The organism is Pelomonas lactea (assembly GCF_043555885.1).
In the GTDB taxonomy this organism is placed as follows: domain Bacteria; phylum Pseudomonadota; class Gammaproteobacteria; order Burkholderiales; family Burkholderiaceae_C; genus Pelomonas; species Pelomonas lactea.
In genome coordinates this window covers 741,886-763,262 of the sequence record NZ_JBIGHX010000002.1, presented here as the reverse complement: position 1 = coordinate 763,262, position 21,377 = coordinate 741,886, and the positions used below count along the sequence as shown (strand labels likewise).

Annotated in this window: 19 protein-coding genes; 11 read left to right on the top strand and 8 right to left on the bottom strand. The window is 68.1% G+C overall.

The window, feature by feature from the left end:
• Positions 1-19 precede the first annotated feature (19 nt).
• The 4 genes from ACG04Q_RS07715 to ACG04Q_RS07700 form a co-directional block, all read right to left on the bottom strand.
• Positions 20-430, bottom strand: coding sequence for a type II toxin-antitoxin system VapC family toxin (locus ACG04Q_RS07715; RefSeq protein ID WP_394510308.1), 411 nt, complete (start codon positions 428-430; stop codon positions 20-22).
• The gene (locus ACG04Q_RS07710; RefSeq protein WP_268166171.1) at positions 427-690 is read right to left on the bottom strand and encodes an AbrB/MazE/SpoVT family DNA-binding domain-containing protein; all 264 of its coding nucleotides are present in this window, start codon (positions 688-690) and stop codon (positions 427-429) included. The genes ACG04Q_RS07715 and ACG04Q_RS07710 overlap by 4 nt, the downstream gene beginning before the upstream one ends.
• 109 nt (positions 691-799) lie before the next feature.
• Complete coding sequence (locus ACG04Q_RS07705; protein WP_394510307.1) at positions 800-1,399, bottom strand: hypothetical protein; 600 nt, start codon at positions 1,397-1,399, stop codon at positions 800-802.
• Positions 1,400-1,519: 120 nt separating this feature from the next.
• On the bottom strand, positions 1,520-2,521 hold the full coding sequence (locus tag ACG04Q_RS07700) for an HpcH/HpaI aldolase/citrate lyase family protein (RefSeq protein WP_394510306.1): 1,002 nt from the start codon (positions 2,519-2,521) through the stop codon (positions 1,520-1,522).
• Positions 2,522-2,618: 97 nt separating this feature from the next.
• On the opposite strand from ACG04Q_RS07700, the gene ACG04Q_RS07695 reads away from it, so the two are divergent.
• Positions 2,619-4,184: a methyl-accepting chemotaxis protein gene (locus ACG04Q_RS07695; protein ID WP_394510305.1), complete on the top strand. Its 1,566-nt coding sequence runs from the start codon at positions 2,619-2,621 to the stop codon at positions 4,182-4,184.
• Positions 4,185-4,253: 69 nt separating this feature from the next.
• On the opposite strand, the gene ACG04Q_RS07690 is transcribed toward ACG04Q_RS07695, so the two are convergent.
• Entirely contained in the window at positions 4,254-5,240 is a 987-nt protein-coding gene (locus ACG04Q_RS07690) for a malate dehydrogenase (RefSeq protein ID WP_394510304.1), read from the bottom strand.
• Between the two features lie 108 nt (positions 5,241-5,348).
• Here ACG04Q_RS07690 and ACG04Q_RS07685 point away from each other — a divergent pair, with 108 nt between their 5' ends.
• From ACG04Q_RS07685 to ACG04Q_RS07645, 9 genes are all read left to right on the top strand, one after another.
• On the top strand, positions 5,349-6,065 hold the full coding sequence (locus ACG04Q_RS07685) for a GntR family transcriptional regulator (protein ID WP_394510303.1): 717 nt from the start codon (positions 5,349-5,351) through the stop codon (positions 6,063-6,065).
• Between the two features lie 93 nt (positions 6,066-6,158).
• Positions 6,159-6,587 carry a succinate dehydrogenase, cytochrome b556 subunit gene (sdhC, locus tag ACG04Q_RS07680; protein ID WP_394510302.1) on the top strand — a complete coding sequence of 143 codons (429 nt, stop codon included), beginning with the start codon at positions 6,159-6,161 and terminating at the stop codon, positions 6,585-6,587.
• A 25-nt stretch (positions 6,588-6,612) separates the two neighbouring features.
• Positions 6,613-6,972, top strand: coding sequence for a succinate dehydrogenase, hydrophobic membrane anchor protein (sdhD, locus tag ACG04Q_RS07675; protein ID WP_394510301.1), 360 nt, complete (start codon positions 6,613-6,615; stop codon positions 6,970-6,972).
• Entirely contained in the window at positions 6,972-8,762 is a 1,791-nt protein-coding gene (sdhA, locus tag ACG04Q_RS07670) for a succinate dehydrogenase flavoprotein subunit (protein ID WP_394510300.1), read from the top strand. The genes sdhD and sdhA overlap by 1 nt, the downstream gene beginning before the upstream one ends.
• A 28-nt stretch (positions 8,763-8,790) precedes the next feature.
• The gene (locus ACG04Q_RS07665; protein WP_394510299.1) at positions 8,791-9,492 is read left to right on the top strand and encodes a succinate dehydrogenase iron-sulfur subunit; all 702 of its coding nucleotides are present in this window, start codon (positions 8,791-8,793) and stop codon (positions 9,490-9,492) included.
• Positions 9,493-9,496: 4 nt separating this feature from the next.
• Positions 9,497-9,769 (top strand): FAD assembly factor SdhE, encoded by a 273-nt coding sequence (locus ACG04Q_RS07660; protein ID WP_394510298.1) that lies wholly within the window; start codon positions 9,497-9,499, stop codon positions 9,767-9,769.
• 33 nt (positions 9,770-9,802) lie between these two features.
• Positions 9,803-11,113, top strand: a complete 1,311-nt coding sequence (gene gltA / locus ACG04Q_RS07655; RefSeq protein ID WP_394510297.1) for a citrate synthase — start codon at positions 9,803-9,805, stop codon at positions 11,111-11,113.
• A 73-nt stretch (positions 11,114-11,186) separates the two neighbouring features.
• Positions 11,187-12,104: a ribokinase gene (locus tag ACG04Q_RS07650; RefSeq protein ID WP_394510296.1), complete on the top strand. Its 918-nt coding sequence runs from the start codon at positions 11,187-11,189 to the stop codon at positions 12,102-12,104.
• A 21-nt stretch (positions 12,105-12,125) separates the two neighbouring features.
• Complete coding sequence (locus ACG04Q_RS07645; RefSeq protein WP_394510295.1) at positions 12,126-13,436, top strand: TRZ/ATZ family hydrolase; 1,311 nt, start codon at positions 12,126-12,128, stop codon at positions 13,434-13,436.
• 57 nt (positions 13,437-13,493) lie between these two features.
• Here ACG04Q_RS07645 and ACG04Q_RS07640 read toward each other — a convergent pair whose 3' ends face one another.
• Positions 13,494-16,439: a TonB-dependent receptor plug domain-containing protein gene (locus tag ACG04Q_RS07640; protein WP_394510294.1), complete on the bottom strand. Its 2,946-nt coding sequence runs from the start codon at positions 16,437-16,439 to the stop codon at positions 13,494-13,496.
• Positions 16,440-16,656: 217 nt separating this feature from the next.
• Here ACG04Q_RS07640 and gntR point away from each other — a divergent pair, with 217 nt between their 5' ends.
• Complete coding sequence (gene gntR, locus ACG04Q_RS07635; RefSeq protein ID WP_394510293.1) at positions 16,657-17,703, top strand: HTH-type transcriptional regulator GntR; 1,047 nt, start codon at positions 16,657-16,659, stop codon at positions 17,701-17,703.
• Here gntR and ACG04Q_RS07630 read toward each other — a convergent pair.
• Together ACG04Q_RS07630 and ACG04Q_RS07625 are read right to left on the bottom strand one after the other, a co-directional pair.
• Positions 17,695-20,025 (bottom strand): GH36-type glycosyl hydrolase domain-containing protein, encoded by a 2,331-nt coding sequence (locus ACG04Q_RS07630; RefSeq protein WP_394510292.1) that lies wholly within the window; start codon positions 20,023-20,025, stop codon positions 17,695-17,697. The two genes, gntR and ACG04Q_RS07630, sit on opposite strands and share 9 nt — an antisense overlap.
• Positions 20,026-20,029: 4 nt before the next feature.
• A complete protein-coding gene (locus ACG04Q_RS07625) occupies positions 20,030-21,376 on the bottom strand; it encodes an MFS transporter (RefSeq protein WP_394510291.1) in 1,347 nt (448 codons plus the stop codon).
• Position 21,377: the final 1 nt, after the last annotated feature.

The following is a 21,377-nucleotide window of genomic DNA, read 5'->3' as shown; positions in this document are numbered from 1 at the left end:
GGACGGGGATTGAAAGAGGTCAGACCTTGGGCGCGATGACGCGCAGGCCCTTGAAGTAGTCACGGAAGAAACCGGCGTCGCGGGTGATCAGGCCCTGGCATTGCAGCAGGGCATGGGCGCCGATGAGGAAGTCCGGAACGGTGCGCTTGGCGCCGGCGTTGGCGGGGAGGCGCTGGCGGTAGCGGCGCTGCATCTCGCCGGCGCGCAGCGCCGAGCGGATCTCCAGCGGCGAGAAACCGATGCCGATGGCCTCCAGCGTTTCGAACACGATGTCGCTGTGCCCCAGGCCGGCCACGACCTCGCTGACGACCACGTCGCAGGCAACGACCGGGCCGGTGGACAGCGCATTGCGCAGCAGCTGCTCGGCCTCATCGGCCGACGGGCCGTCGCCGATGTAGTCGACGAGGATGGAGGTGTCGACGGCGATCATGCGGCGTCGTCGGCGGGCGGGGGGTAGGGGTCACCGGGCGCGCGGCCACGCAGCTCGCGCATCACGTCGTCGGTGGTGGTGCCTTCCGGCAGCTTGATGCGGCCGCGCATCTTGGACAGCGCGTCGCCCACGTCCTTGCGCAGGATGATGCGGCCGCCGTCCAGCTCGACCTTGAGCGTCGTGCCCTTGGTCAGGCCCAGGGCGTCTCGGACGGCTTTGGGCAGCGTGATTTGCCCGCGTTCGGCAACGGTGGCTTCCATGGCGACTCCGGCACTGCGTCGTCGCGGAAGCGGCGGCTCAGGTATGCATCAGAAAGTATGCATTCATTCTACATACCCGAGTCGCGGGGCTCAAGCGAGCGAGGCGTGCTTACTTGCCGGCAGTGGGTGTGATGCCCAGGCCATTGCGGGCGGCCGCGGCGGCTTCGGCTTCCGGGTCGGCGATCTTGGCGGCCTTGGCGGCGGCGATCAGCTTCTCCTGCTCGGGGTGGATGCAGTCGTCCAACAGGCGCTGGCCGATCTTGGTGTCCAGCAGCATGGACTTGTTGGCGATCTGGATCATCAGCGTGCGGCCGGTGACGTCCTCCAGGCGCAGAGCGCCGGTGGACGACAGCACCGGCTTCATCGTGATGAGCTGTTTCTTCCAGGCCACGTTGATGTAGCCGGCCACCTTGGGGTGCTTGTCGATCAGCACGGACTCCTTGAACTCGCAGGCGTAGGTGCCCAGGTAGGCGCGCTCGGCAGCGGCCAGCTGCGCTTCATCGGCGTCCACCAGCACGGGCTCCGGCGGGGGCGGCGGGGTCTTTTTGACTGGTGCCTTGGCGAGCGGCTTGGCGGCCGGCTTCGCAGCGACGGGCTTGGCCTCGGCGGCCTTGGGGGCGGCGGGCTTGGGCGCTGGCGTCTGGGCGAAGGCGGGCAGGGCGGCGCAGAGGATCAGGGCGGCGGCGCCGCGGAGCGTGGGGAGCTGCATCGGAAGTGGGTGGGGCGGAGGAATGAAATGAGGCGGCGCATCATCACCGCAAACAGGTCGCTCAGCGGTGAGCAGATGTAGGCATTGTCCGGCGTGCGAAAGCGCACGCCGGCTCGTGCTTTACCCGATGGATGCTGGGAAAAACGCGCTGCGTGCCGCATCGGGAAGTGAGCGGCCGGTGCGCTCGGCGCGCTCCAGTACGGTCCAGAAGTAGCGGTAGCTGGCACGGTCGTGCAGGCGGTCTTGGAAGGAGATGGGGGCCCATTGCGCCGCCTGCGCGGCCAGCAGCAGCTGGGCTGCCTCGTCGACCTCGTGTGCCGCTGGCGCGAATGCGTCAACGATGGGGCGAATCTGGTCGGGGTGGATGCTCCACATGCGCGTGTAGCCAAATTCGCAGGCGGCGCGGCGGGCCGCGGCAGCGAGGCGTTCGGCATCGCGGAACTCGGTGACGACGCAGTGTGACGGTGTCTTGCCGAAGGCGTGGGCGGCGGCGGCGATCTCCAGCTTGGCCCGCACGACCAGCGGATGCTCGAACTGGCCCGGCAGTTCCATCGCGGTCTTGGGGATGGCGCCACCATGGGCGGACACGAAATCCATCAGCCCGAAGGACAGCGACTCGATGCGTGGATGGGCTGCGATGCGAAACACGTCGCGCAGCGCGCCATGCGTCTCGATGAGCACTTGCAGCGGCAAGCTGGGAGCGCCATGGCGCTCGCAGGCGGCATCGATGGCAGCCACGGCGCGTTCCACGTCGTCAGCGCTCTCCGGCTTGGGGATCATCAGGTAGGCCAGGCGCTGGCCGGCCCGGGCCACCAGCGTGTCCACATCGGCCTCGAAAGCCGCATGGCCCCAGGGATGCACGCGTGCGCCGACGCGGCCGAAGCGGTTGGCGCTGCTCGTCGCCAGCTCGGCGATCAGCAGCGCGTGCTCGGCTTCGCCGCCCACTGGCGCGCCGTCCTCGGCGTCCAGCGTGATGTCGAAGACGGGGCCCAGTTCGGCCTGGAGGGCCAGGCTCTTCCTCATGCGCGCCTCGACGCCGCAGTAGTGGTCGACGACGGGCAGGGGGCGGCGGGGCGGCTCATGGCCGAACAGGGCGCTGCGGGGGTGGAGGAATGCACTCATCAGGCCACTGTACCCAGCCTGGCCCAGGCATTCCGCATTGCGGCCCAGGTGTCATGCGTGCCAGAGTCAGCGCACAACACCATCACAGGAGACCTTCATGATTCGCCTCGAATCTCTCAGCTGCTCCCGCCGGCTGGCCCTGCAGACGCTGGGCGCCGTGCTTGGTGTGCTGCTCGTCGCGGGCTTTCTGCTGTTCTCCGAGCGCGCGCTCATCATGAACGAGCGTCAGCAGGCTGTGCGCCAAGCCGTGGAGGTGGCCCACGGCCTGGTCACGCATTTCCATGGCCAGGTGGCCGCTGGCAAGCTCGCCGAGGAGGACGCGAAGAAAGCTGCGCTCGCTGCGGTGAAGGCGCTGCGCTACAGCGGCAACGAGTATTTCTGGATCAATGACATGACGCCCGTCATGGTCATGCACCCGATGAAGCCGGAGCTCGAGGGCAAGACGCTGACGAACAGCAAGGACCCGACGGGCAAGCCGCTCTTTGTCGTCATGGTGGACATCGTGAAGGCCAGCGGTGCGGGCTTCCTGCCTTACATGTGGCCCAAGCCGGGTAACGAGCAGCCGGTGCCCAAGGTGTCCTATGTCAAGGGCTTCACGCCATGGGGCTGGATCATCGGGTCGGGCGTGTACGTGGACACGGTGGACGCAGCGATCTGGCAGCGGGTCTGGCAGGTGGGCCTTGGCGTGCTGATGCTGGTGGGGGTGCTGCTGGCGCTGGGCTGGGCCATCACGCGCAGCCTCACGCGGCAACTGGGCGGCGAGCCGGCTGCCGTCAACGCCATCACGCGGCGGCTGGCGGAGGGCGACCTCAGCGTCGACATCGAGCTTGCGGCGGGGTCGCAGGAGAGTGTCATGCAGGGCGTGAAGGCCATGCGCGACAGCATGGCCAGCATCGTGCGGCAGGTGCGCGAGGGCTCGGAGTCCGTCGCCAACGCTAGCTCGGAGATCGCGTCGGGCAACCAGGACCTGAGCGCCCGCACCGAGAGCCAGGCCAGCGCGCTGCAGCAAACGGCAGCGTCCATGGACGAGCTGGGTGCGACGGTGCGCAACAACGTCGACAACGCCATGCAGGCCAACCAACTGGCGCAGAACGCGTCGGACGTGGCGGCCGAAGGTGGCCAGGTGGTGCGTCAGGTCGTCGAGACCATGCGCGGCATCAACGACAGCTCGCGCCGCATCGGCGACATCATCTCGGTCATCGACGGTATCGCCTTCCAGACCAACATCCTGGCGCTGAACGCCGCCGTCGAGGCGGCGCGTGCCGGCGAGCAGGGTCGGGGCTTTGCCGTCGTGGCCGGCGAGGTGCGGTTGCTGGCCGGCCGCAGCGCCGAGGCGGCGCGCGAGATCAAGCAGCTCATCACGCAGAGCATGGAGCGCGTGGACCGTGGCAACACGCTGGTGGACCAGGCCGGCGAGACGATGGAGAAAGTCGTCGGCAGCATCCAGCGCGTGACCGACATCATGGGCGAGATCAGCTCGTCCAGCGCCGAGCAGAGCTCGGGCGTGTCCCAGGTGGGCGCCGCCGTCACACAGATGGACCAGGCCACGCAGCAGAACGCGGCGATGGTGGAGCAGATGGCCGCCGCGGCTGCCAGCCTGCGCTCGCAGGCGCAGCAACTGGTCGAGACGGTCGCCACTTTCCGTCTGCCCGCGACGCACTGACGCAGAGACCGTCGCGATGAAAAAAAGGCCTCCCGAGGGAGGCCTTGTCGGTGATGCTGAAGCCGCGGCTTACAGCAGGTGCTTGACGCCGTCCTGCTCGTCCGTCAGTTCCTTCAGCGTCTTGTTGATGCATTCCTGCGAGAACGCGTCGATCTCGATGCCCTGCACGATCTTGTACTCGCCGCCTTCGCAGGTGACGGGGTAGCCGAACATGACATCCTTGGGGATGCCGTAGGAGCCATCGGACGGGATGCCCATCGTGACCCACTTGCCGTTGGTGCCCAGGGCCCAGTCGCGCATGTGGTCGATCGCGGCGTTGGCGGCCGAGGCGGCCGACGACAGACCGCGTGCGGCAATGATGGCCGCGCCGCGCTTGCCGACGGTGGGCAGGAACGTTTCACGGTTCCACTGCTCGTCGTTGATCAGGGTCTTGACCGAAGCGCCGTCGATGGTGGCGTTGCGGTAGTCGGCGTACATCGTCGGCGAGTGGTTGCCCCACACGGCCAGCTTCTCGATGGACGCGACGGCCTTGCCGGTCTTGGTGGCCAGTTGCGACGCGGCGCGGTTGTGGTCCAGGCGCAGCATGGCGGTGAAGTTCTTGGCCGGCAGGTCCGGGGCCGACTTCATCGCGATGTAGGCGTTGGTGTTGGCGGGGTTGCCGACGACGAGCACCTTGACGTTGCGCGAGGCCACGGCGTTCAGTGCCTTGCCCTGCGTCGTGAAGATGGCGCCGTTGACGGCCAGCAGCTCGGCACGCTCCATGCCCGGGCCGCGCGGGCGCGAGCCGACGAGCAGCGCGTAGTCGGTGTCCTTGAAGGCGGTCATCGGGTCGCTGTGCGCTTCGACGCCGGCCAGCAGCGGGAAGGCGCAGTCTTCCAATTCCATGATCACGCCCTTCAGCGCGTTCTGAGCCTTCTCGTCGGGGATTTCCAACAGCTGCAGGATGACGGGCTGGTCCTTGCCCAGCATTTCGCCGGAGGCGATGCGGAACAGCAGGGCATAGCCGATCTGGCCAGCAGCGCCGGTGACGGCGACGCGAACGGGTTTCTTGCTCATGGAAAGTCTCCGAAGGGGCAGTTGAAAAGGCGTTGAAGAAGGCTTGACAAGGACGTGAGCCCCTGAACCCGTCAAGTGTACGGGCATACCCTGTGCTGCAATCGACCCATGCCCAAGACCCCCGCACCGCTGTACGAACAGATCCGCCAGCTCATCGTTGCCGCGCTCGCTGCAGGCGAGTGGCGGCCTGGCGACATGCTGCCCAGCGAGGCAGCGCTGGCACAGCGCTTCGGTGCCAGCCCGGGCACCGTGCGGCGCGCGCTGGATGAGCTGACGGCCGAGAACCTGGTCGAGCGTCGCCAGGGCAGCGGCACCTTCGTCTCCACGCATTCGGCGCCGCGTCAGCAGTTCCGCTTTCTGCGCTTGGTGGCTGACGACGGCGAGCAAGGGTTCACGCGCGAGTTGCTGGGCTGTCGTCGCATGCGCGCGACAGCGGCGATTGCCCATGCGCTGGGTCTGCGCGCCGCTGAGCCCGTCATCGAGGTGCGCCGGCTGCTGCACCGGCGTGGGCGACCCGTCGTGCTTGATGAACTGTGGCTTCCCGAGCGGCATTTCGAGGGGCTCAGCGCAGACGTGCTCGCGCAACACCCGGGCACGCTCTATGCGCTGTTCGAGACACGGTTCGGCGTGCACATGGTCAGGGCCGAGGAGAAGCTGCGTGCCGTGGCGGCCGCGCCGGAGGTGGCCGCGCTGTTGCGGGTTGGCGAAGGCGAACCGCTGCTGTGCGTGGAGCGGCTGGCCTACACCTACGGCGACCGACCGGTCGAATTCAGGCGTGGCTTTTACTACACCAGCTCGGATCACTACAGCAACGAACTGAACTGAAGTTGACGATGGCGCAGTGCAGCATGACGCTGCGTGGGGTAAAGGGTTGGCCCTAGAATCGTTTGGTTTCACCCCGATTACGCAGGCTAGACCATGGCGGAAAGCGCAAAGACAAGACCCGTATACCGAAACATTCACGTCACGCAGATCGTCAGCTACCGACTCCCGCCTGCGGGCATCGTGTCCATCCTGCACCGCATCAGCGGCGTGGTGATGTTCCTGCTGCTGCCCTTCGTCGTCTGGATGTTGGATGCGAGCCTGACGTCCGAGATCTCCTACGACGGTTTCACGAACGTGTTCGCTGCAGGCGTCGCCGGGCTGCCGGCCTGGTTCGTGAAACTGGTCGTGCTGGGCCTGCTGTGGGCCTATCTGCACCACTTCATCGCCGGCGTGCGCCACCTCTGGATGGATGCCACGCACAGCGTCAGCAAGGCCCAGGGCCACAGCTCGGCCGTCGTCACGCTGGCCCTGAGCATCGCGCTGACACTGGTGCTGGGCGCCAAGCTGTTCGGCCTGTACTGAGCCTCACTTCAGAAGGACAACAACAATGAGCACTTTCGGCTCCAAGCGCCTGGTCGTCGGCGCGCACTACGGACTGCGGGACTGGCTGGCCCAGCGCGTTACCGCCGTGCTGATGGCCTTGTTCACCGTCGCCGTGCTGGCGCGCTTCCTGATGCCCGGTGAACTGGGCTATGACCACTGGGCCGGCGTGTTTGCGCCGCAGTGGATGAAGGTCCTGACCTTCGTGGCCATCCTGTCGCTGACCTACCACGCGTGGGTGGGCGTGCGCGATATCTGGATGGACTACGTGCAGCCCGTCGGCATCCGACTGGCCCTGCAAGTGTTTTCGATCGTGTGGTTGCTCGGCTGTGCCGGCTGGGCCATCCAGGTGCTGTGGAGACTGTGATGACGGCAAAAGTTTCGACCCGCAAGTTCGACGTGGTCATCGTCGGGGCTGGTGGCTCCGGCATGCGGGCCTCCCTGCAGCTGGCGCGAGCCGGCCTCAACGTGGCCGTCCTGTCCAAGGTGTTCCCGACCCGCTCCCACACCGTGGCGGCGCAGGGCGGCATCGGTGCCTCGCTCGGCAACATGAGCGAAGACAACTGGCACTACCACTTCTACGACACCGTCAAGGGCTCCGACTGGCTGGGCGACCAGGACGCCATCGAGTTCATGTGCCGTGAGGCGCCCAAGGTCGTCTACGAGCTTGAGCACTTCGGCATGCCCTTCGATCGCAATGCCGACGGCACCATCTACCAGCGTCCGTTCGGCGGCCACACGGCCAACTACGGTGAGAAGCCCGTGCAGCGCGCCTGCGCCGCGGCCGACCGCACCGGTCACGCGATGCTGCACACGCTCTACCAGCAGAACGTCAAGGCCCGCACGCAGTTCTTCGTCGAGTGGATGGCGCTGGACCTGATCCGCGACGCCGAAGGCGATGTGGTGGGCGTGACCGCGCTGGAAATGGAAACCGGCGATGTGCACATCCTGCAGGGCAAGACCGTGCTGCTGGCCACCGGCGGCGCCGGTCGCATCTTCGCGGCCTCCACCAATGCCTTCATCAACACCGGTGACGGCCTGGGTATGGCAGCGCGTGCCGGCATCCCGCTGGAAGACATGGAGTTCTGGCAGTTCCACCCGACCGGCGTGCACAACGCCGGCGTGCTGCTGACCGAAGGCTGCCGCGGCGAAGGCGCCATCCTGCGCAATGCCAACGGCGAGCGCTTCATGGAGCGCTACGCGCCGACGCTGAAGGACCTGGCCCCGCGTGACTTCGTGTCGCGCTGCATGGACCAGGAGATCAAGGAAGGTCGCGGCTGCGGTCCCAACAAGGACTACATCAACCTCGACATGACCCACCTGGGCGCCGACACCATCGCCAAGCGTCTGCCGTCGGTGCTGGAGATCGGCCACAACTTCGCGAACGTCGACATCACGAAGGAACCGATTCCCGTGGTGCCCACCATCCATTACCAGATGGGTGGCATCCCCACCAACATCCACGGTCAGGTGGTCGCGCCGAAGAACGGCAACCCCAACGAGATCATCAACGGGTTGTATGCCGTCGGCGAATGCGCCTGCGTCAGCGTGCACGGCGCCAACCGCCTGGGCACCAATTCGCTGCTGGACCTGCTGGTGTTCGGCCGCGCCGCCGGCAACCACCTCGTGGCCGCCGACCTCGGCAAGCGCTCGCACAAGGCCCTGCCGGCCGACGCTGCCGACCGCTCGCTGGCCCGCCTGGCGCGCCTGGACAACAGCACCAGCGGCGAGTACGCACAGGACGTCGCCAACGACCTGCGCGCCGCGATGCAGCAGCACGCCGGCGTGTTCCGCACGCAGGCCATGCTGGACCAAGGTGTCGCCAAGATCGCCGAAATCGCCCAGCGGGTGAAGAACATCACGCTGAAGGACAAGTCCAAGGTCTTCAACACCGCGCGCATCGAGGCGCTGGAAGTCGAAAACCTGATCGAAGCCGCCCAGGCCACCATCGTGTCGGCCGCCGCCCGCAAGGAAAGCCGTGGCGCGCACACGGTCAATGACTACGGCGACACCCCGGCCCACCCGAACGGCCGCAATGACGAAGAGTGGATGAAGCACACGCTGTGGTACTCCGAAGGCAACCGCCTGGACTACAAGCCCGTGAACCTCAAGCCGCTCACCGTTGAATCGGTGCCGCCCAAGGTCCGCACCTTCTGACGGCCGGTCGACCCAGGACATCAAGATCATGAAGCGCACTTTCCAGATTTACCGCTACGACCCGGACAAGGACGCCAAGCCCTACATGCAGACCCTCGAGGTCGAGCTGGACGGCAACGAGCGCATGCTGCTGGACGCCCTGATGAAGCTCAAGGCCGTCGACCCCAGCCTGTCCTTCCGCCGCTCCTGCCGCGAAGGCGTGTGCGGCTCGGATGCCATGAACATCAACGGCAAGAACGGCCTGGCCTGCCTGACGAACATGCGCACGCTGCCGGGCACCGTGGTGCTCAAGCCGCTGCCGGGCCTGCCTGTCGTGCGCGACCTCATCGTCGACATGACGCAGTTCTTCAAGCAGTACCACTCCATCAAGCCCTACCTCGTCAACGACAACATCCCGCCCGACACCGAGCGGCGCCAGTCGCCCGAGGAGCGCGATGAGCTCAACGGCCTGTACGAGTGCATCCTGTGCGCGAGCTGCTCCACGAGCTGCCCGAGCTTCTGGTGGAACCCCGACAAGTTCGTCGGCCCGGCCGGCCTGCTGCAGGCCTACCGCTTCATCGCCGACAGCCGCGACGAAGCCACCAACGAGCGCCTGGACAACCTCGAGGATCCGTACCGCCTGTTCCGCTGCCACACCATCATGAACTGCGTGGACGTCTGCCCCAAGGGCCTGAACCCCACGAAGGCCATCGGCAAGATCAAGGAACTGATGGTTCGCCGCGCGGTCTGACGAGATGACTGATCTGGCCGTCCCGATGATCGACGAACGCGCGCTGTCCAAGCTGCGCTGGCGCTGCCGTCGGGGGCTGCTCGAGAACGACCTGCTGATCGAGCGCTTCTTCGCCCGCAAGGGCGAGCAGGTCAGCGTCACCGAGGCCGAAGGCCTCACGGCGCTGATGGACCTGGCCGACAACGACCTGCTCGACCTGCTGCTGCGCCGCAAGGAACCCAGTGGTGAAATCGACACCGCTGCGGTGCGCGAGGTTCTGAACGAACTGCGCACCTGACCGAATCGCTTCTAAAACCCAAAGGACTGCATCATGACCCCGTCCGACGTCAAAGCCACCCTGTCGTTCTCCGACGGCAGCCCCTCGATGGACCTGCCGCTCTACAAGGGCAGCATCGGCCCGGATGTCATCGACATCCGCAAGCTCTACGGCCAGACCGGCAAGTTCACGTACGACCCCGGCTTCCTGTCGACGGCGTCGTGCAACTCCACGATCACCTACATCGACGGTGACAAGGGCGAGCTGCTGTACCGCGGCTACCCCATCGAGCAGCTCGCGGTGAACTGCGACTACCTCGAAACCTGCTACCTGCTGCTGTACGGAGAGCTGCCGAACGAGAGCCAGAAGGCCAGCTTCGAAGACCGCGTGATGCACCACACGATGGTCAACGAGCAGATGCAGTTCTTCCTGCGCGGCTTCCGCCGTGACGCCCACCCGATGGCCGTCATGACGGGCCTGGTGGGCGCGATGTCGGCCTTCTATCACGACAGCACCGACATCAATAACCCCGAGCACCGCGAGATCGCGGCGATCCGCCTGATCGCCAAGATGCCGACGCTCGTGGCCATGGCCTACAAGTACACGATCGGCCAGCCCTACATCTACCCGAAGAACGACCTCAGCTACGCCGGCAACTTCATGCGCATGATGTTTGCCACGCCGTGCGAGGAGTACAAGCCCAACGACGTGCTGGTCCGCGCGATGGACCGCATCTTCACGCTGCACGCCGACCACGAGCAGAACGCGTCCACGTCGACGGTTCGCCTGTGCGGCTCGTCCGGCACCAACCCGTTCGCGGCCATCGCGGCCGGCGTGGCCTGCCTGTGGGGTCCCGCGCACGGTGGCGCCAACGAGGCCTGCCTGAACATGCTGGGCGACATCCAGAAGCAGGGTGGCGTGGCCCGCATCGGCGACTTCATCAGCAAGGTCAAGGACAAGAACTCCGGCGTCAAGCTGATGGGCTTCGGCCACCGCGTCTACAAGAACTACGACCCGCGCGCCAAGCTGATGCGCGAGACCTGCCACGAAGTGCTGAACGAACTGGGCCTGCAGAACGACCCGCTGTTCGAACTGGCCATGAAGCTCGAGAAGATCGCGCTGGAAGACGAGTACTTCGTCGCCCGCAAGCTCTACCCGAACGTGGACTTCTACTCGGGCATCGTGCAGCGCGCCATCGGCATCCCCGTGCCGCTGTTCACCGCCATCTTCGCGCTGGCCCGCACGGTCGGCTGGATCGCCCAGCTCAATGAGATGATCGGCGACCCCGAGTACAAGATCGGCCGCCCGCGCCAGCTGTTCGTCGGCGCCGCGCCGCGCGACGTGAAGCCCATCGGCCAGCGCTGATCGCTGAGCGGCGTTCGGCGCTTCACGCGAACCCCTCGGTCACCCCCGAGGGGTTTTTCATTTTGGAGTCCTGATGACCGTTCCCGAGATCCTCGTGCTGGGCAGCGTCAACCGCGATCTGATCGTGCATGCGCCGCGCCTGCCGTTGCCGGGCGAGACGCTGCGCGGCCAGCGGTTTGTCTCCTGCCTGGGTGGCAAGGGCGCGAACCAGGCGGTGGCCGCGGCGCGGCTTGGCGCCAAGGTGGCGCTGGCCGCGCGTGTGGGGCTGCTGGAAAACGGCGCGGCGATGGTGGCGCAGCTGAATGGCGAGGGCGTCGACACGCGCTTCATCGCCCAGCCCGCCGATGAAGTGCCGGGCGTGGCGCTCATCGTCGTCGGCGCCGAGGATGCCGAGAACCAGATCGTCACCGTGGCCGGGTCGAATGGCTCGCTGCCGCTGGCGCAGGTGGAGGCGCTGGAGCTGGCCGGTCTGCGCTGGCTCATCGCGCAGCAGGAATTGCCGCTGGAGAGCGTGGCCCGCGCGTTCGAGCGTGCCCGCGCTGCGGGCGTGAAGACGCTGCTGAACGCCGCGCCCTACCGGCCCGGCTGCGAGGCGCTGCTGCCGCTGGTGGACCTGCTGGTCGTCAACGCGTTGGAGGCGCAGGCGCTGGTGACGACGCTGGGCGGCGGCGTGGCCGGGCCCGAAGCGCTGGCGCAGGCGCTGCGCGCCAAGGGGCCGGCCGCGGTGCTGGTGTCCCTCGGTGCCGATGGGCTGTGCTGGGTCGATGCCGAGGGCGTGCGCCGCGTGCCCGCCCGCGCGGTGAAGGCGGTCGACACCGTCGGCGCGGGCGACACCCTGGTGGGCGGCCTCGTCACCGCGCTGGCCGAGGGCCAGGCGGTCGAGCAGGCGCTGGCCTTCGCCCAGGCTGCGGCCGCCATTGCCGTGTCGCGCGCCGGCGTGCAGGATGCGATGCCGCGCCGAGCCGAAGTCGAGCAACTGCTCAAGAACTGAATCCCACAAGGAGAACGAGAGATGTCCCAGACCTTGCTGCTGCCCCGCTGGCTGCTGACGATGAAGGCCGGCGAAGACACGCTGGAACACCACGGCCTGCTGATCGACGGCGAGCGCATCGCCGCCATCGGCACCCACGCCGAGCTGCTGGCGAAGTACCCACAGGCCACGCGCGTGGACCTGCCCGAGCAGATCCTGATCCCCGGCCTCATCAACGGCCACGCGCACTCGGCCATGACGCTGCTGCGCGGCGTGGCCGACGACGTGCCACTGATGGACTGGCTGCAGAACCACATCTGGCCGCTGGAGAAGAAGTGGGTCAGCGAGGACTGGACCTATCTCGGCTCCAGGCTCGCGGCCGCCGAAGGCCTGCGCAGCGGCACGACGTACATCAACGACATGTACTTCTTCCCGACCGCGATGGCCCGCGCCGCGGTGGATTCGGGCGTGCGCGCCGCCGTGTCGATGAACGTCATCGACTTCCCGACCGGCTACGCGTCGGGCCCGGACGACTACATCGCCAAGGGCGTGGCCGCCTACGAGCAGTACAAGGGCGAAAAGCTGCTGGACTGGACCAGCGCGCCGCACGCGCCGTACACGGTGTCGGACGAAACCTTCATCAAGCTGCGCGACCTGGCCGACAAGCTGGACATCCAGATGCACTGCCACATCCACGAGACGGCGGGTGAGGTGTCCGACGGCCTCAAGGCCCACGGCGTGCGGCCCATCGAGCGGCTCGACAGGCTGGGCCTGTTCAGCGAGCGGATGATCGCCGTGCACATGGTCCACCTGAACGAGGCGGAAATCGAGCTGATGGCGAAGAAGGGCGTGCACCTGGTGCACAACCCCAACTCCAACCTGAAGCTGGCGTCGGGCGTGATGCCGTTGAAGGCTTTGGAGGCCGCGGGCGTCAACACCATCCTCGGCACCGACGGCGCCGCGTCCAACAACCGGCTGGACATGTTCGGCGAGATCCGCTCGGCCGCGCTGCTGGCCAAGGGCATCACCGGCGACCCGACGGTGGCGTCGGCGCGCACGGCGCTGGAGATGGCGACCATCCGCGCCGCCAAGGCCATGGGCCGCGCCGACGACCTGGGCTCGCTGGAAGTGGGCAAGCTGGCCGACGTCGTGGCCGTGTCGCTGGACAGCCTGGAGTGCCAGCCCGTCTACAACGCCGCCGCGCAGCTGGTCTACGTGGCGGGCCGCGAGCACGTCAGCAACGTGTGGGTGGGCGGCCGCCAGGTGCTGAAGGACCGCCAGCCGACGACCATCGATGTGCCTGCACTGCTTGCTGAAGTCCGCGACGTTGTCGGCCGCATGCGCGCCGGCTGAAGACACCGCACGAAGGGGCAGTAGAAAAGCGCCGGGCCTGCACCCGGCGCTTTCACATCAGAACTGCATCCGAGCCCCGATCCGGTACTGCCGCCCCAGCACGTCGTAAAGGAACGGGTTGATGCCGTAGCCGGTGCCCGTCTGCGGCGCGGCCACCGGGTCCACGTCGGTGAGGTTGTCGATCTTGAAGTAGACCGACACGGTCTTGTTGACCTTGTACGAGCCGCCGATGTCCCAGTAGAACGCACCCTTCATCTGGTTGTTCAGGATGGTGGCGCGCGTGACGGTGGACACCGGGCAGTTGGTCTGGCATTCGATGAACTCGTTGCTGTAGACGCCGTCGCTGATCCAGCGCTGCGAGACGGTGAAGCTGGCCGTGTCGGTCTCCCAGGACTGCGAGAACTGGCCCTTCCACTTCGGCGTGTTGCCCAGGTTCACGCCGGCGGCCTCGGTGGGGATGGTGCCGACGACGCCGGAGTTGGTCTTGAAGGTCTGCGTGTGCGTGGCCAGGCCGCGCAGCGTGAGGCTGCCGGGCAGGCCCACGCCGGCGAGGTTGAAGCGGTACAGGGCCTCCAGGTCCCAGCCCTTGTTGCGCATGGAGGCGAGGTTGAAGGCCTGCAGCGTCACGTACTTGGTGGCGCTGACGAGGTCCATCGCGGCACAGATCTCCTGGTTGCCGGCGGCGCAGAGGTCCACCTCCTGCTGGGCGTTCAGCGAGGAGATGACGTCGTTGACCTTGATGTCGAAGTAGTCGATGGAGGCGCTGAAGCCGGGCGCCCATTTCGGCTGCGTCAGCACCAGGCCGAGCGTGGTGTTGCGGGCGATCTCGGGGCGCAGCTTGGTGTTGCCGATGGTGCGCTGCTGGACGGTGAGCGTCGTGCCGCCGGAGTTGACGGTGTTGTTGACGACCAGCGGTGCGGCGAACAGCTCGCTGAGGTTGGGGGCGCGCACGTCGCGGGACGTGACCGCGCGCAGGCGCAGGCCGTCCACGCCGGTCTTCCACGTGGAGCCCAGCTTCCAGCTGTCGACGCGGCCCGAGGTGCTGTAGCGCGTGTGGCGGCCGGCCACGTTGACGTTGGCCTCGCCCAGGCTGGCCGACTTGAACAGCGGCAGGTTCAGCTCCAGGAAGCCTTCCTTGACGTGGTAGCTGCCCTCGGCGTTGTGATAGTTGCCGGCGTACCAGTTGTTGCCGATGGCGGTGTTGAGCAGCGGATCGGCCGGGTACTCCGGCGTGTTGGGCGTGGCCGCGGAGACGCCGTTGCCGTAGGGGTCGCCGATGACGTAGTACTGCTCCCGGCGCGCCTCGGCGCCGAAGGCGACGGCGACGGGGCCGGCCCACAGCGAGAACGGCTCGCCGTTGACGCTGAAGCTGGCGACGGACTGGCGCTGGCGCGAGTGCTGGCGCGGGCCGTTGGCGGGCTCGATGTAGGCCATGGCGGCCGGGTTGGCGGGCACGTCGCCGATGATGTTCAGCGGCACGCAGCCGGCCGCGACGGCCACCGGGTTGCGGCAGATGATGGTGTTGTTGGGGCCGCGGATGGCGTCGATGGCGGCGTTGTAGCGCGCGTTCAGCGACATGTTGGCGACGCGGATGGCTATGGTGTTCTGGCCGTGGCTGGCGTAGGCGTCATACGTCCAGTCCTTGCCCAGCATCTCGAAGCGGCCGTTGGCGCCCACCACCGCGCGGGCCTGCGTGCGCACCGGGTTGACCTCGATGTCCTTGGGGAAGACCGCGTTGGCCGTGCCGTACTTGAAGCTGGTGATGTTGTTGGCGGCGCAGGCGGTGACGATGGATGCCGGCAGGAAGGGGTTGTCGCACTGGATGGTCAGGTTGTCGTTCTTGGCTGCGCCGGGGTTGGGCGTGAACAGCGAGTCGACCTTGCCGTAGTTCAGGCTGAAGAAGACCTCGTGGTCCGGCGTGAGTTCCAGGCTGCCGCGCGTGTAGGCCACCTGGCGGGTCATGTTCATGCCCAGCGTGGTGCCGCCGCCCACCGTGCCGCTGAGGTCGCCGCCGACGCAGAACGGCGTCACGCAGCCGGTGACGGCGCCGGTCTTCGTGGGCACGCCGTTCGAGCCGTACTGGAACTGGAAGGGCACGCCGTCCTTGCCGAAGGCGGTGCCCTGCAGAGGGCCGTTGGTGATGAGGCCGTACTTGGCGTACTGGAACTGCTGGGCGTCCTCGATGAAGGTGTATTGCGGCTTGCCGTCGGTGGTCTGTGCGATGGGGCGCACCTGGAACGCCGGGTTCCTGAACCAGGTGCGGCCGTTGGCGCCCGCGCCGCCGAAGCGGGGGGAGGGCACGCCCTTCTCGCGGCTGTACTCAACACTGGCCGTCAGGTGCGCGCGGCCGTCCAGCAAGCCGCGGCCCCAGGCGGCCTGCAGCGTGGCGTTCTCGTCGTCGCCGTAGTTGGTCTGGCCGGCCTCGACATTGGCCTTGAAGCCGGTGAAACGCTTGTCGGTGATGAAGTTGACGACGCCGCCCACGGCATCCGAGCCGTAGGAGGCGGATGCGCCACCGGTCACGACGTCCACCTGCTTGACCAGCAGTTGCGGGAACTGGCTGACGTCGGTGACGCCGGTCACGTTGGCGCCGACGACGCGCTGGCCATCGATCAGCGTCAGCGTGCGGATGGGGCCCAGGCCGCGCAGGCTCAGCGAGCTGAGGCCCTGGATGCCGGAGCTGGTGCTGTTGGTGCTGGTGGTGCGGCCCGTGCTGCCTTGCAGCGCGGGCAGTTCGGCGATGGCGTTGAACAGGTTGGGCTTGGCGAGCTTGTCCAGGTCGGCGGCCACCATGCGGGTCGTCGGCGTGGGCTGCGTGAAGCCGCGCGCGGAGATGCGCGAGCCGGACACGATGACGGGGCTCAGCACGTTGGAGGCGCTGGCCGAGGCGGCATCGGCCGGGGCCTCGGGCACGGCGTCCTGCGCCCGGGCCGCCAGCGCAAAGCTGGCGCAGGCGCCCAGGGCGGCGAGATGGATGAGGGTGCGATGGCCGGGGGTGCGCATGGAAGTCTCCTGGGTGGCGGCGCCGTGCCGCTTGTTGTCATGAATTGGATAGCGCTGTCCAGTTGGGTTAAAAAAATGGGGTCAGCCACTTTTTTGCCCACGCGACGCGCGCGCTGTCCCGCCTGAGAAAGGCTGCCGGGTACGGCCTGTTTCAGGTTGGGATTGCGCTATCCTAAGAGCCGGATTTCCCCGCCGATATCGGGGATACCATCTAGTGATGCCCCCACGCCACCCCGATTCCGCCGCGCCTGCACGACGAACCCGGGCCACCGGCCGCGTGACGCTGGCCGACGTGGCGCGCGAGGCCGGCGTCAGCCCCATCACCGTCTCCCGGGCGCTGCGCGGCGAGCGCGCCGTGGCGAAGGAGCTCTGCGAGCGCGTGCAGGCTGCGGCAACGGCCCTCGGTTACGTGCCCGACCCGGCCGCGCGCGCGCTGGCCTCGGCGCGCAGCTCGCACGTGGCGGTGCTCATTCCGAAGCTCAGCAACACCTTGTTCGTCGAGCTGCTGGACGCCGTGCAGACCAGCCTGGTGCCGGCCGGTTACCAGACGCTGATCGGCGTGACGCACTACGACGCGGGCGAGGAGGAGGCGGTGCTGCGCAGCTTTCTGGCGCACCGGCCGGCGGGCCTCATCGTCACCGGGCGCGACCGCAGCCCGGCGGCCACCGCGATGATCGAAGGCAGCGGCGTGCCCTGCGTGCACGTGATGGAGGTGCTGGCGGAGCCCGGCAGCCACAGCGTGGGCTTCTCGCAGCGCGACGCCGGGCGGGCCATCACGCAGCACCTGCTGGACGGCGGCCGGCGCCACATCGCCTACGTGGCTGCCCAGCTGGACCCGCGCACGCTGGAGCGCGGCGAGGGCTATGCCGACGCGCTGGCGCAGGCCGGCCTGGGCGAGCGGGTGCACAAGCTGCTGAGCCCTGAGCCGTCGTCGATGGCGCTGGGCGGCGAGATGCTGGCGCGCGTGCTGCGCGAGGCGCCCGACACCGATGCGATCTTCTTCTGCAACGACGACCTGGCCCAGGGCGCGCTGCTGGCCGCGCTGCGGCTGGGTGTGGACGTGCCGCGGCGCGTGGCCATCGCCGGCTTCAACGACCTGCCCGGCAGCGACCAGATGCTGCCGCCGCTGACGACGGTGGCCACGCCGCGCCGCGAGATCGGCGAGCAGGCGGCGCAGATGCTGATGAAGCTGATGCGCGGCGAGGCGGTGGAGCAGCCGAACGTGGACCTGGGCTTCCAGGTGGTCAAGCGGGCTTCAGCCTAGTTCAACGTCCAGCCGGTAGCTGCGGCCGGGCTGGATGTCGCGCACCAGCGCGTCGGCCAGCGGCGCGCCGTCCAGCAGCACGCGTGACCGGCCGGTGCGGCGCACCTGCAGCTCGAAGTGCGCGCCGCGGAACTCGCGGGTGGCGCTCAGCCGGTCCCAGCCCGACGGCAGCTGCGGCTTCACGAGCAGCCCCTGCGCGCAGCCGCGCAGGCCGCACAGCCCTTCGATGACGCTGCGGTAGGCCCAGGCCGCGGTGCCGGTGTTGAACAGCTGGCTGGAGCGGCCCGCGGTGCGCGGGAACTCGCGGTGCGCGCCGCGGTAGTAGTTCGGGATGAAGACGGGCAGCTGGCCGCGCCGCAGCAGATCGGCCTCGTCCGGCCCCGGCACCATCGCGCGCAGCGCGCGCCAGGCGCGGTCGGCCTCGCCGGCGTCGTACAGCGCGTGCACATAGAAGCTGGCCGCGTGGTTGTAGACGGCGCCGTTCTCGGCCGAGCCCGGGTGCTTCTGCGTGACGCGGCCCACGTCGTCGCGCATGCGGCTGTACGGCGGGTTGAACATCGCCACGCCGTGCGGCGTCTCCAGCTGCGCCTCGATGGCGGCGAGCATCTTCGCGCGCTGTGCGTCGTCGGCCGCGCCGCTGAGCATGGCCCAGGACTGCGGGTTCAGGTAGAGGCGGCCTTCGGTGTCCGCCTTCACGCCGAAGATCACGCCGTCGTCGGTGATGCCACGGGCGAACCAGTCGCCGTCCCACAGGTGGCGGTTGGCCGCGTCGTTGAGCTGCTGCGCGGCGGCGCGCCAGCGCGTGGCGGCGTCGGTGCGGCCCGCGTCGGCGCTGATGCCGGCCCACAGCTTCATCGCGAACGCGGCAGCCACCGTCAACCAGCCGGACACGCCGCGGCCCTGGTAGCCCACCATGTTCATCGGGTCGCACCAGTCGCCCTGGGCGATGTAGCTCAGGCCGCGGGCATCGCGGTCCTGCTGCAGCCAGGCCATGGCGGCGTCCAGGCGCTGCGCCACGGTCAGGCCGTTCACCACCTCGTCCAGCAGCGCGAAGTCGGCGGTCTCGTCCAGGTAGGCCTGCAGGCAGACCGGCAGCCACACGCAGTGGTCGGTGTGCGGCACCTGGTTGATGTATTTCAGCTCGGCGCCTTCGATGAGCAGGATGCCGTCGGGCATGGCGCCGTTGTCGCGCTGCTGGCCCAGTGCGTGCAGCAGCGCGCCGCGCGTGACGGCGGGCGCGATGTAGGCCATGCCGAGGTTGTCCTGCAGGTAGTTGCGCGTCTGTGGGTCGGTGCTGAGCCGGTTGACGTCGCCGTGATAGAAAACCTGGCGCGGCAGCCAGTGGTTCACGAAGCGGTCGAAGGCGGCGTCGGGCGTGGTGATGCGCAGGCCACCGCGGCCGCGGGCGATGTAGTCGGCGTAGGCCGCGCGGGTGCGGGCGAAGCCGGCCTCGCTGAGGTAGGTGTCGCGCACCTGCGCGATCTCGGCATCGTCCAGCGCGGGGCCGAAAGCGAAGCGGTAGAACTCGCTCTGGTGCGGCGCCAGCGCCGGCCGGTACTGCACGCAGGCCGCAGGCGTCTCGTAGCGGGCGTCGCCGCCGGCCAGTGGCCCGGCCTGTAGTGCGCTGGGGTTGTGCAGGCCGCCTTCGCCCTCGAACGCGGCCTGGCTGGCTTCCCAGGCTTCGGGCGTGCGCTCGCAGAGGAAGTAGGTCTTGTCCTTGAGGTGCAGGTTCTTGAAGTGGTCCGCGACCTTCTGGTAGGGCGTCACGCTGCTGGCGACGATGCCGCCAAGGTCGGCCCGCCACTCGGCGGACTGGTTCATCCACGACATGTAGCCGATGGGGAAGTAGGGCACGACGCTGAGCCGGCGCGGCCGGCCCGACAGGTCGGTGACGCGCAGCTCCCACAGCTCCACCGCGTCGTCGGTGGGCAGGCCCAGGCGCAGCTCCACGCGCACGCCCAGGTGCTCCACGGTCCAGGCCAGGTCGTGCGCGCCGGCGGTGAAGCTGAAGCGGTCCACCGGTGCGCGCACCGGCTCGTACGGTGCCGAGAACAGCTCGCCCGTGTCCTCGTCCTTCACGTAGACGAAGCGGCCGGGGTGGTGGGCGTAGTAGGCCTGCTCCGGCTGCATGAAGGTCTTGGCCTCCAGGTTGGGCGCATGCGCGTACTTGGCCGGCTCGGGCTGCATGTGCTGCGCGGTGGCGTAGCCGCGGCAGGTGACCTGGATCATCAGGCGACGGTTCCACAGGAAGCCGCCGGCCAGCGGCAGGGCGGTGGGGCTGGTCAGCTCGCAGCGGGCGCCGTCGTCGTGGTGGTGAATCATGGTGTCAAGGGGAGGGCTGGCGCGCGGCCAGGTCGCGCTGGATGCGGGCCATGGTCGGGTTGTCCAGCGTGTAGAACATCATCAGCACGGCCGCCAGCCCCGTGAACGCGGCGGGGATGACCGACATCAGCCAGACGATGCCCGCCTGCGACTCGGCCGACTGCGCGGCGTTGGGCACATAGCCCAGCGTCGTGAACAGCGTGCCGATGACGCCCACCGCCACCGCGGTGCCCAGCTTCTGCGCGAAGGAGCTGGCGGCGAAGGTCATGGCCGTGGCGCGGCGGCCGTTGCGCCATTCGTTGAAGTCGGCGGCATCGGCCAGCATGGAGAAGTTCAGCGGCGACTTCGGCCCCAGCACCAGGCCCAGCGCGATCTGCAGCGCGTACATCAGCCAGATCTGGCTGGCGTCGACGAACAGGAAGGCGGCCGACAGCACGGTGGACGCCAGCATCAGACTGATCATCAGCCGGCGCTTGTCGATGACGCGGGCCAGGAACGGCGTCAGCGCCGTGCCGGCGGCGGCGGCCAGCAGGTAGGCCGGCACGAAGGTGGCCAGCAGCTCGGGCCGGTTGACGACGTACTTGAAGTAGTAGGCCGCGCTGGTCATGCGCAGCGTGATGCTGACCATGATGATGAGCGCCAGCAGGAACAGCAGGATCCACGGCTTGTTGCTGCGCAGGTCGGCCAGGTCCTGGCGCACGCTGGAGGGCGCCGCCCGTGCGGGCTGCACGCGCTCGCGGGTGGAAGCAAACGTGATGGCGAAGATGACGGCGGCGGCGGTGCCCCAGAACGCCATCGTCAGCGCCCAGCCCAGCGCGGCGTCGCCGCCGCCCAGCCCCTGCACCAGCCGCGGCGTGGCCGCGGTGACGACCATGCCACCGAGAAAGCCGCAGACGAAGCGTGATGCGTTCACCGCGTTGCGCTCACGCGCATCGCCCGTGAGAACGCCCGACAGCGCGCTGTACGGCAGGTTCATGCTGGTGTAGACGGTCATCAGCAGCAGGTAGGTCGCGTACGCCCAGGCCAGCTTGCCCGTGGGGCCGAGGTCCGGCGTGGAATAGGCCAGCGTGGCGATCACGGCCAGCGGCAGCGGCACGAACAGCAGGTAGGGGCGGAACTTGCCCCAGCGTGTCTGCGTGCGGTCGGCGAAGGCGCCGATCAGTGGGTCGGTGAAGGCGTTGAAGATCTTCACGACGAACAGCATCGTGGCAGCCGCCGCCGCGGTGATGCCGAACACGTCGGTGTAGAAGATCAGCAGGAAGGTCGAGATGTTGGTCCAGTAGAAGTTGAACCCCATGTCGCCCAGGCCGTAGCCGACGATCTCGCGCTTGCGCAGGCGGGTCGGGGTCATG

Excerpts from the sequence above, each read along its gene's own strand:
- ACG04Q_RS07625 (WP_394510291.1), bottom strand. The coding sequence starts at position 21,376 with ATGACCCCGACCCGCCTGCGCAAGCGCGAGATCGTCGGCTACGGCCTG.
- ACG04Q_RS07650 (WP_394510296.1), top strand. The coding sequence starts at position 11,187 with ATGACCGTTCCCGAGATCCTCGTGCTGGGCAGCGTCAACCGCGATCTG.
- gltA (WP_394510297.1), top strand. The coding sequence starts at position 9,803 with ATGACCCCGTCCGACGTCAAAGCCACCCTGTCGTTCTCCGACGGCAGC.
- sdhA (WP_394510300.1), top strand. The coding sequence starts at position 6,972 with ATGACGGCAAAAGTTTCGACCCGCAAGTTCGACGTGGTCATCGTCGGG.
- ACG04Q_RS07690 (WP_394510304.1), bottom strand. The coding sequence starts at position 5,240 with ATGAGCAAGAAACCCGTTCGCGTCGCCGTCACCGGCGCTGCTGGCCAG.
- ACG04Q_RS07660 (WP_394510298.1), top strand. The coding sequence starts at position 9,497 with ATGACTGATCTGGCCGTCCCGATGATCGACGAACGCGCGCTGTCCAAG.
- ACG04Q_RS07695 (WP_394510305.1), top strand. The coding sequence starts at position 2,619 with ATGATTCGCCTCGAATCTCTCAGCTGCTCCCGCCGGCTGGCCCTGCAG.
- ACG04Q_RS07685 (WP_394510303.1), top strand. The coding sequence starts at position 5,349 with ATGCCCAAGACCCCCGCACCGCTGTACGAACAGATCCGCCAGCTCATC.
- sdhC (WP_394510302.1), top strand. The coding sequence starts at position 6,159 with ATGGCGGAAAGCGCAAAGACAAGACCCGTATACCGAAACATTCACGTC.
- gntR (WP_394510293.1), top strand. The coding sequence starts at position 16,657 with ATGCCCCCACGCCACCCCGATTCCGCCGCGCCTGCACGACGAACCCGG.
- ACG04Q_RS07705 (WP_394510307.1), bottom strand. The coding sequence starts at position 1,399 with ATGCAGCTCCCCACGCTCCGCGGCGCCGCCGCCCTGATCCTCTGCGCC.
- ACG04Q_RS07645 (WP_394510295.1), top strand. The coding sequence starts at position 12,126 with ATGTCCCAGACCTTGCTGCTGCCCCGCTGGCTGCTGACGATGAAGGCC.
- ACG04Q_RS07665 (WP_394510299.1), top strand. The coding sequence starts at position 8,791 with ATGAAGCGCACTTTCCAGATTTACCGCTACGACCCGGACAAGGACGCC.
- ACG04Q_RS07640 (WP_394510294.1), bottom strand. The coding sequence starts at position 16,439 with ATGCGCACCCCCGGCCATCGCACCCTCATCCATCTCGCCGCCCTGGGC.
- ACG04Q_RS07700 (WP_394510306.1), bottom strand. The coding sequence starts at position 2,521 with ATGAGTGCATTCCTCCACCCCCGCAGCGCCCTGTTCGGCCATGAGCCG.
- ACG04Q_RS07710 (WP_268166171.1), bottom strand. The coding sequence starts at position 690 with ATGGAAGCCACCGTTGCCGAACGCGGGCAAATCACGCTGCCCAAAGCC.
- ACG04Q_RS07630 (WP_394510292.1), bottom strand. The coding sequence starts at position 20,025 with ATGATTCACCACCACGACGACGGCGCCCGCTGCGAGCTGACCAGCCCC.
- sdhD (WP_394510301.1), top strand. The coding sequence starts at position 6,613 with ATGAGCACTTTCGGCTCCAAGCGCCTGGTCGTCGGCGCGCACTACGGA.
- ACG04Q_RS07715 (WP_394510308.1), bottom strand. The coding sequence starts at position 430 with ATGATCGCCGTCGACACCTCCATCCTCGTCGACTACATCGGCGACGGC.